Below are 15,789 nucleotides of genomic sequence, written 5' to 3'. Positions count from 1 at the left end.
ACTCATTAAAAATAACCAACTATACCTTTAGCGAGTTATAGATGGTCATAAAAATAAAATAATCATAAAACTGTATCGTTTTTTTAAAGCATGTAATTAACCGATACACACAGTGTGTTACCAATTTGTATGTATCAATAAGAATAATAAAAAATGATCAAATATTTGAGTTATTCAAGCTATATTAGATTTATCAGATTTAATAAAAAAGATAGAATGCACTCGTAAAAGTTAACGAGCCATTCTATCTTTAAACATTAGTGATGAAACTAATGCTTAACCAAATATTGCGTGCGAAAATGGTATTAAATATAAGACGATTAATGTAAGACTTACTAAAAAGTATATAATAAACGCACGCACTTCTTTTGACTTAAAGAAGATAATCACCTCACTCATGTTTAGTGAACTTTAATTGTAGAACAAGCGAATTTATCAGTCAACTTTGACTTATTAATGGGAAGAAGATTGACTAATTACCTTTAAAATTTGTGTGCAATATAAACCCATAGTATAATATACTTAATAAAATTTACTTATCATAAGGGGATGGAATCATGCAAGAAGTAAAATTAGTAACATTAAAAGCACTTTCACTAGATGATTTAGAAAAAGAAATTAATAACTATTTAAAAACAGACGAAATATCTGGTTATAAATTATTAAATTCTACTGTACGTGAAGTTGAAGAACGTACATTTTCAGCTAACGAGCAAGAATTTCATGCATTTTTAACATTTACAAAAGATATTTAAATGGCATATCATTAATTGAAAATACTGCGTAGAAAGATTAATTTCTTTCTGCGCAGTATTTTTTTGTGCCAAAGCTAATATATAAACAACTATAATAATATTATGTAAACTTTATAATTTCATGATATTCATTTTACTTAATGACATTTGTCATATGTAATTTATGACAATATTCACTACTGCCTTTCTATTAGATTCGTCATACTTAAAGTAGGAAATGAAAGGAGTGTATAAAATGATTAAAATAAAACATTTAACTAAAACTTATAAACGAGTAAAAGTCGTTGATGATGTGACGTTTGATATAAATGAAGGTCATTGTACTGCATTAATAGGACCGAATGGCGCTGGTAAATCTACGCTTATAGACATGATTATAGGTGATCGACATGCAAATAAAGGCGAAATACTAGATACGGCACAATTATTGGATTCTAAGAATTTAGGGATTATGTTTCAAAAAACAAATTTTCCAGATTTAATAAAAGTAAAGGAACTTTACCAACTGTTTGCTCATTTATATACGGATGCCATTACTTTAAAAGAGTTTAGTGAAATTACACTTTTTAATGAAAGTCAATTAAATCAATATGCTAATAAATTATCGGGTGGGCAAAAGCGGATTCTTGATTTTGCACTCGCACTTATAGGTAAACCCCAATGTATAATTTTAGATGAACCGACGAGTGCCATGGATGTACAAATGCGTGGCCATTTTTGGGAAGTTGTAACGAAGCTGAAGGACGACGGGGTAACGATATTTTACACCTCCCATTATATAGAAGAAGTAGAGCGTATGGCTGACCGAGTAATTGTTTTGGAAAAAGGACGTGTGATTTTAAATGACAATCCGGAAACGATAAGAACACGTCAACATACATCAATCATTAGTTTACCAAGCAAATACCAAGACAAAGTTGAAACGAATTTATCTAGTAAGCACTTCGAATATACATTAGAGAATCATAAAATACGGATAACTACGACAGATGTACAAATGATCATTGAATATCTCATTTCGATACATGTCGATTTGAATGAAATAGAGATCAATAAAGCAAGTCTGTTAGAAACCGTATTTAATAAAGAAGAGGTGAAGTAGTATGTTAACTTATTACTTAAAGACAGAAATTCAATTATTATTTAGAAAGAAAGTGTATTTGGTGCTATCTATACTGGTACCACTTGCTTTATATTTATTATTTACATCTATACTGGATTTGCCTGAAGAAGCGAAAAAACCATTTTATAAAGAATATATGTATAGTATGACGGCATTTAGTTTATCGAGTTTTTGTTTAATGCAATTCCCGATAGATTTAATTAATGAAAAGACGACAGGTTGGTATAAAAATTTAATGCGTACACCACTACAGTCACATCAATATTATATGGCTAAAGTCTTTAAAATGATGTTCCAATTTATTTTAGCCATCTTACTTATTTTTATTGTCGCACACTTTATGAAAGGTGTTGAAATGTCAACTTCAGATTGGTTACTTTCCGGTTTAATATTATGGATTGGGGCGAGTACTTTTTTATCTGTTGGGGTATTGATATCACAAATCAATGAAATTCAAAAAGCAAGTAGTATTGGTAATATTTTGTATTTAAGTTTAGCTATTCTTGGAGGTCTATGGTTTCCTGTAAGTCAATTTCCTGAATGGATGCGCAAGATTGCTTATGTCACACCGACTTACCATTTGAAGCAAGTCGCTTATGAAATTGGTAAAGGAGGGACGCTAGACTATTTATCACTTTTTGTTTTAGTTGGTTATAGTATACTCTTTTTAGTAGTTGCACTTATTATTCAAAAGAGAAGAGACGTGGATATATGATTAAAAGATTGAAAGTCAATGTAATTGATTTATCGAGTTTAGTATATCTCATATTTGCAGTGATACCATTGTTTACATTTGACTTAAAAGGGTCATATTGGATGTATGTTATTATATTTATTATTTTTACAATTTCATATACTGCTTTGGCCATATTTACGGAAGTGTTATCAACAAAAATGATATATACTTTTCTAATTTTACATTATATTGGTATCACTTATTTTGTTTATAGTGTCGGGCCAGCGACGAGTTTATTCTTTTTCTTTAGTTCATTTATTTTACCATATGTATTGAAAGTGAAAATGAAATCTATAGCCTTTTTAATTTTCATTGTTGTCATGCTTATTAATTTTATTTTAATTTATGTCACAGATCCGCTAAGTTTAGGCTTTATAGCAGTCATGCATATCGCTATATTACTTATAACTGTTGGAAACTTCAAACAGAGTGAAACAATAAAAATGAAAAATGCACTGGAAGAAAAGAATAAGCATATCAATGTACTCATTGCCGAACAAGAACGAAATCGCATTGGACAAGACTTACATGATACGTTAGGTCATGTTTTTGCAAGTTTAAGCATAAAATCAGAACTAGCAATCAAACTGATTGATAGCGATTCAGAAAAAGCAAAATTACAAATGATTGAAGTTAACAATATATCTAAGGAATCATTAAATAAAGTTCGCAGTATCGTGAATGATTTGAAAATACAGTCATTTGAAGAAGAAGTAGCTTCGATGGAAACGTTGTTAAAAAATGCAAATTTAAATTTTGAATTTTTTAATGCCGAACTAGCAAAAGGTATTAGTCCAGCTAAACAAGCTATTTTGGCGATGATTTTGAGAGAGGCAATTAATAATGTGTTGAAACATGCTCATGCAACATCGGTAACTGGTTCATTAATAGAGACACAAAATGATATTACATTGACTATTATTGACAATGGGATTGGCATGGATGATTTAAAAGAGCATGATTTGAAGAGTATTAAAGAACGTGTAGCCCTTATGAATGGATCGATTGAAATACAATCGAATCATGGCTTATGTATATCCATTAAAATATCTCGAGGTGACGCATGATGATAAATATCATACTAGCAGAAGATCAAACGATGTTAAGAGAAGCAATGGTTCAGCTTATTAATTTAAATGAACAGTTAGAAGTAGTTGGAAGTTCAGGTAACGGAAAAGAAGCGTATGAATTAATTAAAGTAAGACAACCACAGGTTGCTATCTTAGATATTGAAATGCCTGGCATGACAGGTTTAGAAATATTGAGAAATATTAAAGAACAACAACTTGATGTGAAAGTAATTATAGTTACAACATTCAAGAGACCCGGTTATTTTGAATCAGCGGTAGCGAACGATGTAGATGCTTATGTATTGAAAGAACGCTCTATAGATGAATTAGTCACAACGATTTATAAAGTATTGAATAACGAAAAAGAATATAGTGAAGCACTGATGACGTCGCTATTTAAAGAAAAAAATCCATTAACGCCTAAAGAACAATTGGTTTTAAGAGAGATAGGTGAGGGCCATACGAGTAAAGAGATTTCCAAGCATCTCTTTTTATCTTATGGAACAATTAGAAATTATACATCTACGATTATTGATAAACTTGATGCCGAAAATCGATTTGAAGCATGGAATATTGCTAGAAATAAAGGATGGATTTAAATGATTTAGCACTTGCTAAATATGTTGTATGGTTCAAATTAAATAATAAAAACTGCCGATAAGTCTATAACGGCAGTTTTTATTATTTACGTTTATTTTTGGATGCGATAGATTGGATAATGAAAATGATAAATCCGATTAATATGCCTAATAAAACTGCTACAACGGCAGAAACCATTAGCGGTAGTTGAAATTGGTTTTGTAAGATTAGACCTACGATGACGGCAATGACAACTGCAATAATCGTTATCATGTTTTCTTTGAAAATGCTCAATTTGTTCACTCCTATTCAAGATTATTATAGCACGAGTTATTTACATAGATAAACAATATCATGTTATTTAAAACATCAGCTAATTTATGAGTTAGTGTATAATGTGGTCTTGACGATAGTTTGCTTTTTCTATATGATAATTTGGAATATTTAAAAGAAGTGGGTGCAACAATGAAATCTAAGAAAAAAATGACTAGTTTAGTCGTTATCGTAGTAGTGTTAGGTGTATTAGCTTTTCAATATATTAATCAAACAGGACCATTTCAAAATAATGGTGCAGATACGTCAACAGGACCACAAGATTCTGAAAAAGTTCATGTGTCACGTGTTGTAGATGGAGATACATTCGTTGCTGAAAATGACAATAATGAGCAATTGAAAGTTAGACTGATTGGCGTTGATACGCCCGAAACAGTTAAACCCAATACACCGGTACAACCTTATGGGAAAGAGGCTTCTGATTATACTAAAAAGCATTTAACAAATAAAGACGTGTATTTAGAGTACGATAAAGAAAAAGAAGACCGATACGGTAGAACATTAGCTTATGTTTGGCTTGATAATAAGACAATGTATAATGAGCAATTAGTCAAACAAGGCTTAGCTAGAGAAAAATATTATTCTCCAAATGGAAAATATAGAGAAGCCTTTGAAAAGTCTGAAGACATTGCTAAAGAGAAAAAATTAAATATTTGGAGTTAAACTTTGAATTTATAATGTGAAAAAAAGCCGAGACGTATATTAATGTCTCGGCTTTATAATATTATATTTTTCATAACGTATTGGCAGTAATTTGGGCCGACTCCTGTGGAAAAGCACTGGCCGAAGACTACAGGCTAAGGTTGTGTCCACGGAAAGCGTGCACAAAAAACTGCCCACAAAGACGGAGGCTTTAGCTAAAGTTTGAAGAGTCTGAGACATCTATTTTTGTCCCAGACTCTTCTTTCCTATATAGTATATTAATTTAATAAAAACGTGCTACTAATTTATCATATTGCTTTTTAGTCAATGCCTGATCTGTTGATTGAACAGTATCTCCAATAATTTGTTGTAAGGAAGATTTAGATGAGACTGTTTCAACGTAATCACCTCTTGTAGACGGGCCGTCAATAATATTTACGCTACCATCAGTGAAATAAACAAGTCCAATATTCTTGATTTGTTGATTGAGTTTCTCATATATCTTAGCCTCTAAAGCCTGTGTATTGATAGATGATTGTTCAAAAGGATCATAATTATAAAAATCATAGGTTACAGAATTATTTTTAATACGTTCAATGAATGTATACGTTGTCGAACGTGTTGATTGAAACTGACTATGAAATTGATTAGCAATATAACGTCCTACAGTTTGGTCTATATTATCATTCACTTTAGATTCATTGCTGTTTGTTGTATCTGCAGTGAAATGATAAAATGTTTTTTGCTTCCAATTTTTAACATTGATATTAAAAATGCCTTTTTCTGTAATTACAACATAATCGAAAGTTCTAGCGTACTCAAAAAGGGGATGTTTTACAGCTAAGTTACCAGTAGCTATAATATCAAAATGTTGAATGACACCTTCGTTTTTATATTGATTTAAGATACTATTTAAATCTTGCTTCGCTTTTCTTAAACCATGATGGTGCGTATCATTGTTTCCATCTATATTCAGCATTTGATTTTTTAATTGTGTATTTTCTCGAGTTACTGTACTTATTTTTGTAACTAATTGATCTTTTGAATACGTTTCAGTTTCAAGTTTATTTTGCATTACTCGATGGTCAATTATTACAATAACAATTAATAGTATTATAATTACAATTAATATTAAAGGGAAAAACATATGTATCATCCTAATCTTATTTAATTTTTTATTATATCTTATTTTACGCTTTTATTTAGTTTAGCACAAATTCTATAATTTTAAATTAGTATATTAGTGCTATGACAATAGAAAGACCATTACTTACAAAAGCAATATTTTGATGTAATATTACTAAATAAATTTTATTGGTTCTTTAAAACTGTTGTGGAATTTGTATAATTCAAGTCATTAAACAGTTATAATGAATTACGCACAATATCTTTCAATGAAGAAGGTGAATAGCAAGTTGAGCAATATAAAACAATATTTTGAACATATCATAGAAACGATCCAGTGGGACGATATTATTGCATTTGATAATCATCCGTTTGCTTATAAAATGATAGATGAACTATATAAAGCAAATATAAAAATATCAGTAATAAGTTATTCTACAGATATTATAAAGTATGTATCAAAATATACAGATTTTAATATAATCATTCCAAATGGTATAGTTGATAGCGCTAGTCATGTGATAATAGGCAAAGGTGTATTAGAAACCTTTTCAAAATACCAAATTCGCTTTTATTTTGTTTCAGCACCTTTTATGAATGAAGATAAGTTATATCAAACCGTACCTGCAATAGCAGAAATACAAAATACGATAAAGAACTGTACTCATAGTGTGCTCCTAATGAATAGACCAGATCCTATTATTGGAGATTCAAATGGTCAATACATAGAAATTGGTGATTTTTAAAATTATTTGTGCTTTATTTCACATTTTTGCGCTTAATGCATTGAAAAATGCGCATACAAATTATATAATATGTATTATTGAAAACGCTTACTTTTATAGGAGGTGCACTTTTGGATAATGAAAATAATGAAAAAGTTAAAGACATTGTAAAATCTTTAAATGAAAATGTACCTAACTTATTTAAATTTAATGGTGAAGTTGCCAAACAACTATTTTTACGTGACGAATTTAACCTGAATGGTAAAGTTGATATCAGCGTTGAAAGAAAATTTTTAGGTGAGGTCTTAAAATATATTCCTAATGACAATCGTAAGGTGCTCCACGATACCAATCACGCATCATCTAATTATGACGAATTAAATTTCGAAAATATTACACATGCAGAAATATTTGATGGTGAAAAATTAATTATGACTATCATTGTCTATGATGTTGAAGATGAAGAATGGATGTTTAGATGGAATCATAATATTCGATTGCCAGAAAAAAATATTTATTTTCACTCTATTAAATGGGATGTAGACTATATTAAGCCAGAAATCGTTTTAATGTATGAATTATTAGATCCTATTGATTATCATCAATTACCAAATTATAGAAGTGTTATAGATTCATTGAGTTATTATCAATTTGTAATACTACGTTTAGTAGTGGGCGATGAAAGAATTAATCAAGTGCTTATATCAGAGAAAAAAGCCATATAAAATCCTTCAAATCATTGGAAAGTTTAACCAACAGATACAATGAATTTGAAGGATTTTTGTTTGGCTTGATTTATGAAATATTATTTAAAGCGAGTTTGAATTTGTATGACTTCAATCATATCATTAAAACTACTTTAAGTATCTTTTGATTTATATAACGATAATAAAAGCTACTTAAGATTTTAAACATATGCCATTATAACAATATTCATAAGTGGATTTGACTGCTTTATCGGCATCAGAGACATGTATACCAAACATGATTGATATCTCTGATGCCCCTTGATTCATCATTTTTAAATTGATATTCGATTCAGCTAACGCGTGCGTAATTGTATTTGCAGTACCGACAATTCTATGCATACCTTCACCAACAATCATTAAGATAGCTAAATCATGTTCCACACTTAACTCATCAACATCGCAATTTTTTCGAATGTCATTTAAGACTTGTTCTTCTCTATTTTGGATTTCTTTGGAGCGCATAATAATACTAATATTATCTATACCTGATGGCATATGATCAAATGAAATATCATAATCCTCTAAGACAGCTAATATTTTTCTTGTAAAACCAACTTGTCTATTCATTAAATATTTTTTAATGTTTAAAACTGTAAACCCTTTATCACAACTAATACCACTGACAATGTTATTAGAATTTATTTCTCTATCATGGCGAATATATGTACCAATATCATCAGGTCTATTTGTATTTTTTATGACAACTGGAATTCTATCTTTGTGTAAAGGTTGTAAAGCTTCATCGTGAAACACTCCAAATCCAGCATAAGAAAGTTCACGCATTTCTCGATAGGTAATTTCATCGATGACTTCAGGATTTTTAACAATCGTAGGATTTGCTCTAAAAATACCAGAGACATCAGTGAAATTTTCATATAAGTCTGCCCGTACACCTCTAGCTACTATAGCACCTGTGATGTCAGAGCCACCTCTTGGAAATGTAACAATATAATTTTGTCGTGAAACCCCAAAGAATCCAGGAATTATGAGTTTTTCATTATATTCACGTAATTTATATAGCGTATTATAAGATTGCTCTAAGATTTGTGCATTTTGTGGTAAATCAGTAACTTGAATGCCTGCCTCACCAGGAGATACATATCTTGTAGGAATACCTTGGCTATTGTTATATTCTGCAATGAGTTGCGCATTAAAATCTTCTCCACAGGATAGTAATGCGTCTAATAAACGAGAAGGTTTATCTTTTAATGTAGCAATGTATGACTCTAATGTTTCATCAATTGAAGTTAGTAAATGATAATCCATGTTTAATTCATCTATGATATCTGCGTATCTTTGAATGATTTCTTTCTTTTTAGACGTGTAATCTAATCTATCAATCACTTTTTCATACAAACGAATTAGTAAGTCCGTTGTTTTTACATCTTCGCTGTGACGTTTACCCGGTGCTGATACGATGATAATTTTCCGATCAACATCTGAATTTACGATATTTAATACTTTTTTTATCTGTTCTGCATTAGAAACAGAACTTCCTCCAAATTTAGCTACTTTCATTGTAAATACCAACCTTTCTAAAAAATCAGAAAATTTTGTTTAGTTTTTATCACGGGAGTGATAGGATAGATATACGATTAAATATTGAACCTTTACAAAAATAATGAATGAATTTATACTATACCATATTCAAGTATTTTTCAACTGTACAATTGTATTTTTAAGAAGAACAACGGAGGAATGAAGTTATGAGAGAATTAAACGTAGCCTTACTTGGTTTAGGAACTGTAGGTTCTGGTGTAGTTAAAATTATAGAAGAGAATAGAGAACAAATTAAAGAAACAATGAATAAAGATATCAATATTCGACACATTTTAGTTAGAGATAAATCAAGACAAAGACCAATAAATGTGTCGAGTTATCATTTAACAGAAGATATTGATGAAATATTAAATGATGATTCAATTGATATCATTGTAGAAGTTATGGGTGGTATTGAACCAACTGTGGATTGGCTAAAACGTGCATTAAGTCAGAAGAAACACGTCGTAACAGCAAATAAAGACTTATTAGCAGTCCATTTAAATGTATTAGAAGATTTAGCGCAAGAAAATGATGTTGCGTTGAAATATGAAGCAAGTGTTGCAGGTGGTATTCCTATTGTAAATGCTATAAATAATGGGTTGAATGCAAACAACATTAGCAAATTTATGGGCATACTGAATGGTACGTCTAATTTTATTTTAAGTAAAATGACTAAAGAGCAAACAAGTTTTGAAGCTGCCTTAGACGAGGCTAAAGCATTAGGTTTTGCAGAAGCAGATCCTACAGATGATGTAGAAGGTATTGATGCGGCAAGAAAAGTGGTCATTACTTCTTATTTATCATTTAACCAGGTTATTAATTTAAATGATGTCGATAGACGTGGTATCAGTGATGTTGAATCTGAAGACATTCAAGTTGCAGATCAATTAGGTTACAAAATTAAATTAATCGGTAAAGGTACATATGAAAATGGACAGGTACAAGCTTCAGTTGCACCGACGTTCATTAATAAAGCGCACCAACTTGCAGCGGTAGAAGATGAATTTAATGCAATTTATGTTATTGGCGATGCTGTTGGAGAAACAATGTTTTACGGAAAAGGTGCAGGCAGTTTAGCAACTGGTAGTGCTGTAGTCAGTGATTTATTAAATGTCACATTGAATTTTGAAACTAACTTGCATACATTACCGCCTCACTTTGAATTAAAAACTGAAAAAACCAAAGAACTGATGGATGAATCAGAAACTGTTTCACTTAAAGAGAAAGAAAGTTATTATGTTGTAGTTCAAACTGATGGTGAAGAAGTAAATAAAGTTGAAACGTTACTTAAAGGTCAATTACCGTTTCATAAATCATTGGCCGTAACTGAGCGAGATGCTCATACGGTTGGTGTTGTAATTGTTGGTATAGATGAAAATCCTGAAGCATCCATCACAGAATCTGGATATATCGTTAAGAAAATTTATCCAGTAGAAGGAGTTTAATAACTATGAAAAACTGGCAAGGTTTAGTTGAAGAATTTAAAACATATTTACCTGTAAATGAAGCAACACCATCACTAACATTAAATGAAGGACATACGCCACTCATATATTGTGAACGGATGTCTGAAAAATTAGGCATTGAACTCCATGTGAAATATGAAGGTTCGAATCCTACAGGCTCTTTTAAAGACAGAGGTATGGTTATGGCGATGGCCAAAGCCAAAGAAGAAGGGAAAAAAATCGTAATCTGTGCATCGACAGGTAATACGTCAGCATCTGCAGCTGCATACGCTGCTCGAGCTGGCTTAAAAGCAATCGTAGTAATTCCTGAAGGTAAGATTGCACTAGGTAAATTATCACAAGCTGTTATGTATGGCGCAGAAATTGTTTCAATCGAAGGTAATTTTGATGAAGCATTAGAAATCGTGCAAGAAGTTGCAAAAAATGGAGAAATCGCATTAGTTAATTCAGTCAATCCTTATCGACTTGAAGGTCAAAAAACTGGCGCATTTGAAGTTATTCAACAATTGGGTGGTTCGGCGCCTGATATACTCTCTATACCGGTTGGTAATGCAGGAAATATTTCTGCATATTGGAAAGGTTTTAAAGAATATAGGGATAAAAATGGCACTCAATTGCCTAACATGTATGGTTTTCAAGCAGAAGGTGCCTCTCCTATCGTTCAAAATAAAGTTGTTAAAAATCCTGATACAGTGGCAACAGCAATTAGAATTGGTAATCCAGCAAGTTGGGATAAAGCGACGAATGCACTAGAAGAATCAAATGGTTATATTGATAGTGTGACAGATGAAGAAATTTTAGAAGCATACCAATTAATGGCTCGCAATGAAGGTGTATTTAGTGAACCAGCAAGTAATGCATCAATTGCAGGATTGATAAAGTTACATCGCGCTGGTAAATTGCCTCAAGGCAAAAAAGTTGTTGCAGTTCTAACAGGTAATGGACTGAAAGACCCTGATACAGCCATTTCACTATTAGATAATCCAATTAAACCATTACCAAATGATAGACAGAGTATTTTAGATTACATCAAAGGGGCACTATAGCATGAAAGAAGCGTTACATTTAAAAATTCCGGCATCTACAGCTAACTTAGGTGTCGGATTTGATTCTATAGGAATGGCTTTAAATAAATTCTTATATTTAGACGTTACTGTGAACGATGAAGATCAATGGTCTTTTAATCATATTGGACCTAATGTAGATGAACTGCCTAATGATGAGAGCCACTACATTTACCAAATCGCACAAAAAGTTGCTGAAACATATGAAGTTGAATTGCCAAATTTAAATGTAGAAATGAGAAGTGAAATTCCTTTAGCAAGAGGATTAGGTTCATCTGCTTCGGCTTTAGTGGGTGCATTGTATATCGCTAACTACTTTGGAGATATTGAACTATCTAAATATGAACTATTACAACTTGCGACGGATTTTGAAGGGCATCCAGATAATGTAGCGCCAACAATTTATGGTGGTCTTGTGCTTGGTTATTATAACGGTGATACAAAAGTTACAGATGTCTCCTACATTGATACACCTAAAATTGATATTATTATAACGATACCAAGTTATAAATTAAAAACAATTGATGCAAGAAACGCATTACCTGATACATTTTCTCATGAAAAGGCAGTTCAAAATAGTGCAATTAGTAATACGATGATTAGTGCATTAATTCAACATAATTATGAATTAGCTGGAAAAATGATGGAACAAGACGGTTTCCATGAACCTTATAGACAACATTTGATTCCAGAATTTCAAACAATTAAAGGTATTGCGAAACAACATCTAGCATACGCAACAGTAATTAGTGGTGCCGGCCCAACAGTACTCACATTAATAGCACCTGAACGAAGCGGCGAATTAGTACGTGCACTAAAGCGTGAATTTAAAGATTGTAGATCAGAACTTGTTACAATCAATGAAACAGGTGCAACGACTAAAGTATTGTACCAACGTTAATAATCTGTTGTAATATAGAATATAGACGTTGAAGGGAGATTAGCAACATGGGTAAGTATAAAATGGTAGTCATGGACATGGATGACACATTGATGAATAATGAAAATCAAATGAGTCCAGAAACAGAATCTTATTTATTAGATATACAAAAACAAGGATATAAAGTCGTATTAGCATCTGGTAGACCTACTGAAGGCATGTTACCAACTGCTAAAAAATTAAAACTTGATACATATCAAAGTTATGTAATTAGCTATAATGGTGGTAAAACTGTCAATGTGAATACTGAAACTGTAGAAAAAAGTCGAACGGTAACTAAGGAAAATTTCGATTTAATTGTGGATTATTGTCGCAAAAATAATTTATTCATTTTAACATATGAAGATGGTCATATTGTTTACGAAGGTGAACATGAATATATGAATATAGAATCGGAATTAACTGGGTTACCTATGGAACATGTAAATGATTTAAAGGATTTCATCCAGGATGACGTGCCTAAAGTAATGGGTGTAGATTATGTATCAACTATCTCAAAACTTAACACTGACTTAGCTGGTCACTTTAATGAAGATATAGATGTGACAACAAGTAAGCCGTATTTCTTAGAATTTATGGCACAGGGTGTTTCTAAAGGTAATGCAGTAACAGATTTATCTAAAAAATTAGATATTGCATTATCTGAAGTAGTTGCATTCGGAGATAGTTCAAACGATATTTCTATGCTGCAAGTGGTCGGTCATGCTGTTGCTATGGGCAATGCCAATGACCAGGTGAAAGCAGTTGCTGATGAAATTACATTGAGCAATAGTGACAATGGCATTCCACATACATTGAGACAGATTTTATAAAAGTTAAAGCGTTTAATGTATTAATATCGTTTTTGTAATTATTTGTTTGTATGCGCACTGAAATTACGATTTGTAGTATTTAATAAAAAAGAGGTTAGAACTTCAAATAAAAGTCCTAACCTCTTTTTTAATAGATGTATTTATTTTGCAGTATGTGTCCATTCATTTTTACCTCGATGTCGTTTTACATGTGCATAGACATGGTCTGCAGCATAATCTAGGTTTGTATAAACAGTGATTGAAAATGCGGACTGATCCTCCTCAAATGTTTCTTCTAAAAATAGGTCTTTTAAATGTTCAAAGAGGCTTTCCATTTGTGAATGCTCTAAACTACTGTATTCTCTTAGTGTGCGTTTAATTAAGCGTTGATGCTTTTCCTCAAGTGATTGCACAACTATAACGAAACGTTCTTCAGTCTCTAATATGTCATCAAATAAATTCGTTTGTCCAACCATAGTTTCCACCTCTAGGTTAAGTCATTATTATATGTTATTATACTACACTTCTTGACCAGTGAAAATATCCTTACTTCTATAATTAAATTGTTAGCAAATTAAAAAACATCGGAATAAACACATAACAGTTTATTCCGATGTTTTAATTTTAATTATAATCGTGTCTCTTCAAATCCATCTCACTGAGTTTGACGATTTTAGTTTTCTTAATAAATTTGTGAACGATATAAATTACAAATAAAATAATCATAGGTGCTAAATTTCTAAATAGTGCGGCAAAATCTCCAGATAAAGCAGCATCTAACGAGTTACCAACAAATAAGAATAATAACGCTATAATGACAATAATTGGTCCAAATGGATAAAACGGTGCTTTGTAAGGCAACACTTCATTTGGATCTTTATTTTGTTTCTTAATAGCAGAGCGTAACCTAATTTGTGATAAGATACTAGACGCCCAAATCACAATAACGAGTGATCCTATAATATTTAATAACGAGAACACTATATCTGATTTGAATTGCGCTAGTATTATGATGAACAATACAATTACAAATGTAGCAATTAATGCAGTCATTGGTAATTTTGTAGTCTTGTTTAATTTAGATAAGAACTTAGGTGCTTGTCTATCTTCTGCCATAGAGAATAACATTCTACTTGTAGTATAAATCCCAGAATTAGCTGCTGATAATAAAGAAGTTAAAATAACTGCATTTATTACTGAAGCTGCAAATGCAATGCCAACACGATCAAACACAATAGTAAAAGGGCTTTGAGAAACCGATTCGTTTTTATTCAATAACATTGGGTCTGTATAAGGAATAATTGCTGATATAACTGCGATTGATAATACATAAAAGAGTAAAATTCTCCAGAAAACTTGTCTGATAGCTTTTGGCATTGAGCGATCAGGGTTAGAAGATTCGCCTGCAGTAACAGCAACGACTTCTGTACCTCCAACTGAAAAGCCTGCTACCAAGAGGACGCCTAGAAAACCTGAAATACCACCAACAAATGGTGCCTCACCAGTTGTGTAATTCGATAATCCATAAGTTTTCCCACCTAATATTCCTACAATCGTTAATACACCAATGAGAATAAACACGATGATGGTTACAACTTTGATGAGAGATAACCAAAATTCTGTTTCACCGAATGCTTTAACAGAAAATATATTTAATAAGAACAGTAAGCATAAGAATATAATGCTCCATGTGACAGGACTGAAAAATTGAAAAGCATCCCAGTAATAAAGTACACTTGAAGAAATAATAATATCAACGCTCGTTACAAGTAGCCATATTGCCCAATATAGCCAACCCATGGTAAACCCTAATGATTTATCTACAAACCTTGTAGAATAAGAACTAAACGATCCAGAAACAGGATAGAAAGTTGCTAGCTCCCCGATTGATGACATTAAGAAATACAACATAATTCCAATAATTAAATAAGCTAATATAGCGCCACCAGGTCCTGCTTGAGAAATGACATTCCCAGTTGCAACAAAAAGTCCAGTACCAATGGCACCACCAATTGCAATCATTGAAATATGACGAGAATTTAGACCGCGATTCATATTGTTTTGTGCCATAAAAAGTCTCCTATATTCGATTGAAATTTTATATATACAATCCATTTTAATGCTTTTACTGAATACAAGCAATGCTTTT

General features: G+C 31.5%; 17 protein-coding genes. 12 read left to right on the top strand and 5 right to left on the bottom strand.

What is annotated here, in order from left to right:
• Positions 1–557 precede the first annotated feature (557 nt).
• The 5 genes from M1D64_RS07410 to M1D64_RS07390 all read left to right on the top strand — a co-directional run bounded on the left by M1D64_RS07410 (position 558) and on the right by M1D64_RS07390 (position 4,283).
• Positions 558–755 carry a hypothetical protein gene (locus M1D64_RS07410; protein ID WP_002483408.1) on the top strand — a complete coding sequence of 66 codons (198 nt, stop codon included), beginning with the start codon at positions 558–560 and terminating at the stop codon, positions 753–755.
• A 235-nt stretch (positions 756–990) separates the two neighbouring features.
• On the top strand, positions 991–1,857 hold the full coding sequence (locus M1D64_RS07405) for an ABC transporter ATP-binding protein (RefSeq protein WP_069821949.1): 867 nt from the start codon (positions 991–993) through the stop codon (positions 1,855–1,857).
• A 1-nt stretch (position 1,858) separates the two neighbouring features.
• Entirely contained in the window at positions 1,859–2,593 is a 735-nt protein-coding gene (locus tag M1D64_RS07400) for an ABC transporter permease (protein WP_011303217.1), read from the top strand.
• A complete protein-coding gene (locus M1D64_RS07395; RefSeq protein ID WP_069821950.1) occupies positions 2,590–3,681 on the top strand; it encodes a sensor histidine kinase in 1,092 nt (363 codons plus the stop codon). Before M1D64_RS07400 ends, M1D64_RS07395 begins: the two co-directional genes overlap by 4 nt.
• On the top strand, positions 3,681–4,283 hold the full coding sequence (locus M1D64_RS07390) for a response regulator transcription factor (protein ID WP_037538489.1): 603 nt from the start codon (positions 3,681–3,683) through the stop codon (positions 4,281–4,283). The genes M1D64_RS07395 and M1D64_RS07390 overlap by 1 nt, the downstream gene beginning before the upstream one ends.
• An 82-nt stretch (positions 4,284–4,365) precedes the next feature.
• Here the strand turns inward: M1D64_RS07390 and M1D64_RS07385 are convergent, their stop codons facing one another.
• Positions 4,366–4,557 carry a hypothetical protein gene (locus M1D64_RS07385; protein ID WP_011303215.1) on the bottom strand — a complete coding sequence of 64 codons (192 nt, stop codon included), beginning with the start codon at positions 4,555–4,557 and terminating at the stop codon, positions 4,366–4,368.
• 171 nt (positions 4,558–4,728) lie between these two features.
• Here M1D64_RS07385 and nucI point away from each other — a divergent pair, with 171 nt between their 5' ends.
• Complete coding sequence (nucI, locus tag M1D64_RS07380; RefSeq protein WP_041080486.1) at positions 4,729–5,259, top strand: thermonuclease NucI; 531 nt, start codon at positions 4,729–4,731, stop codon at positions 5,257–5,259.
• Positions 5,260–5,521: 262 nt separating this feature from the next.
• Here nucI and M1D64_RS07375 read toward each other — a convergent pair whose 3' ends face one another.
• Positions 5,522–6,385: an NERD domain-containing protein gene (locus tag M1D64_RS07375; RefSeq protein ID WP_069821951.1), complete on the bottom strand. Its 864-nt coding sequence runs from the start codon at positions 6,383–6,385 to the stop codon at positions 5,522–5,524.
• A gap of 268 nt (positions 6,386–6,653) precedes the next feature.
• On the opposite strand from M1D64_RS07375, the gene M1D64_RS07370 reads away from it, so the two are divergent.
• Together M1D64_RS07370 and M1D64_RS07365 are read left to right on the top strand one after the other, a co-directional pair.
• A complete protein-coding gene (locus M1D64_RS07370) occupies positions 6,654–7,109 on the top strand; it encodes a sugar phosphate isomerase family (RefSeq protein WP_069821952.1) in 456 nt (151 codons plus the stop codon).
• Between the two features lie 110 nt (positions 7,110–7,219).
• Entirely contained in the window at positions 7,220–7,813 is a 594-nt protein-coding gene (locus tag M1D64_RS07365) for a hypothetical protein (RefSeq protein ID WP_041080489.1), read from the top strand.
• A 174-nt stretch (positions 7,814–7,987) separates the two neighbouring features.
• Here M1D64_RS07365 and M1D64_RS07360 read toward each other — a convergent pair whose 3' ends face one another.
• Entirely contained in the window at positions 7,988–9,355 is a 1,368-nt protein-coding gene (locus M1D64_RS07360) for an aspartate kinase (RefSeq protein WP_069821953.1), read from the bottom strand.
• Positions 9,356–9,543: 188 nt separating this feature from the next.
• Between M1D64_RS07360 and M1D64_RS07355 the strand changes: the two genes are divergently transcribed.
• Genes M1D64_RS07355 through M1D64_RS07340 form a run of 4 tightly spaced genes read left to right on the top strand, consistent with a single transcriptional unit; the run spans position 9,544 to position 13,661 of the window.
• Positions 9,544–10,824, top strand: coding sequence for a homoserine dehydrogenase (locus M1D64_RS07355; protein ID WP_011303208.1), 1,281 nt, complete (start codon positions 9,544–9,546; stop codon positions 10,822–10,824).
• 5 nt (positions 10,825–10,829) lie between these two features.
• A complete protein-coding gene (gene thrC, locus M1D64_RS07350) occupies positions 10,830–11,891 on the top strand; it encodes a threonine synthase (protein ID WP_041080492.1) in 1,062 nt (353 codons plus the stop codon).
• Position 11,892: 1 nt separating this feature from the next.
• Positions 11,893–12,810: a homoserine kinase gene (thrB, locus tag M1D64_RS07345; RefSeq protein ID WP_069821954.1), complete on the top strand. Its 918-nt coding sequence runs from the start codon at positions 11,893–11,895 to the stop codon at positions 12,808–12,810.
• A 47-nt stretch (positions 12,811–12,857) separates the two neighbouring features.
• Positions 12,858–13,661 (top strand): Cof-type HAD-IIB family hydrolase, encoded by an 804-nt coding sequence (locus tag M1D64_RS07340; RefSeq protein WP_041080494.1) that lies wholly within the window; start codon positions 12,858–12,860, stop codon positions 13,659–13,661.
• Positions 13,662–13,801: 140 nt separating this feature from the next.
• On the opposite strand, the gene M1D64_RS07335 is transcribed toward M1D64_RS07340, so the two are convergent.
• Together M1D64_RS07335 and M1D64_RS07330 are read right to left on the bottom strand one after the other, a co-directional pair.
• Positions 13,802–14,116: a hypothetical protein gene (locus tag M1D64_RS07335; protein WP_011303205.1), complete on the bottom strand. Its 315-nt coding sequence runs from the start codon at positions 14,114–14,116 to the stop codon at positions 13,802–13,804.
• Positions 14,117–14,264: 148 nt separating this feature from the next.
• On the bottom strand, positions 14,265–15,710 hold the full coding sequence (locus M1D64_RS07330; RefSeq protein ID WP_037538480.1) for an amino acid permease: 1,446 nt from the start codon (positions 15,708–15,710) through the stop codon (positions 14,265–14,267).
• Positions 15,711–15,789 lie beyond the last annotated feature (79 nt).

The sequence above is a fragment of the Staphylococcus sp. Z5-21 genome (assembly GCF_056529615.1).
This window is presented reverse-complemented; position numbering and strand designations above follow the sequence as displayed.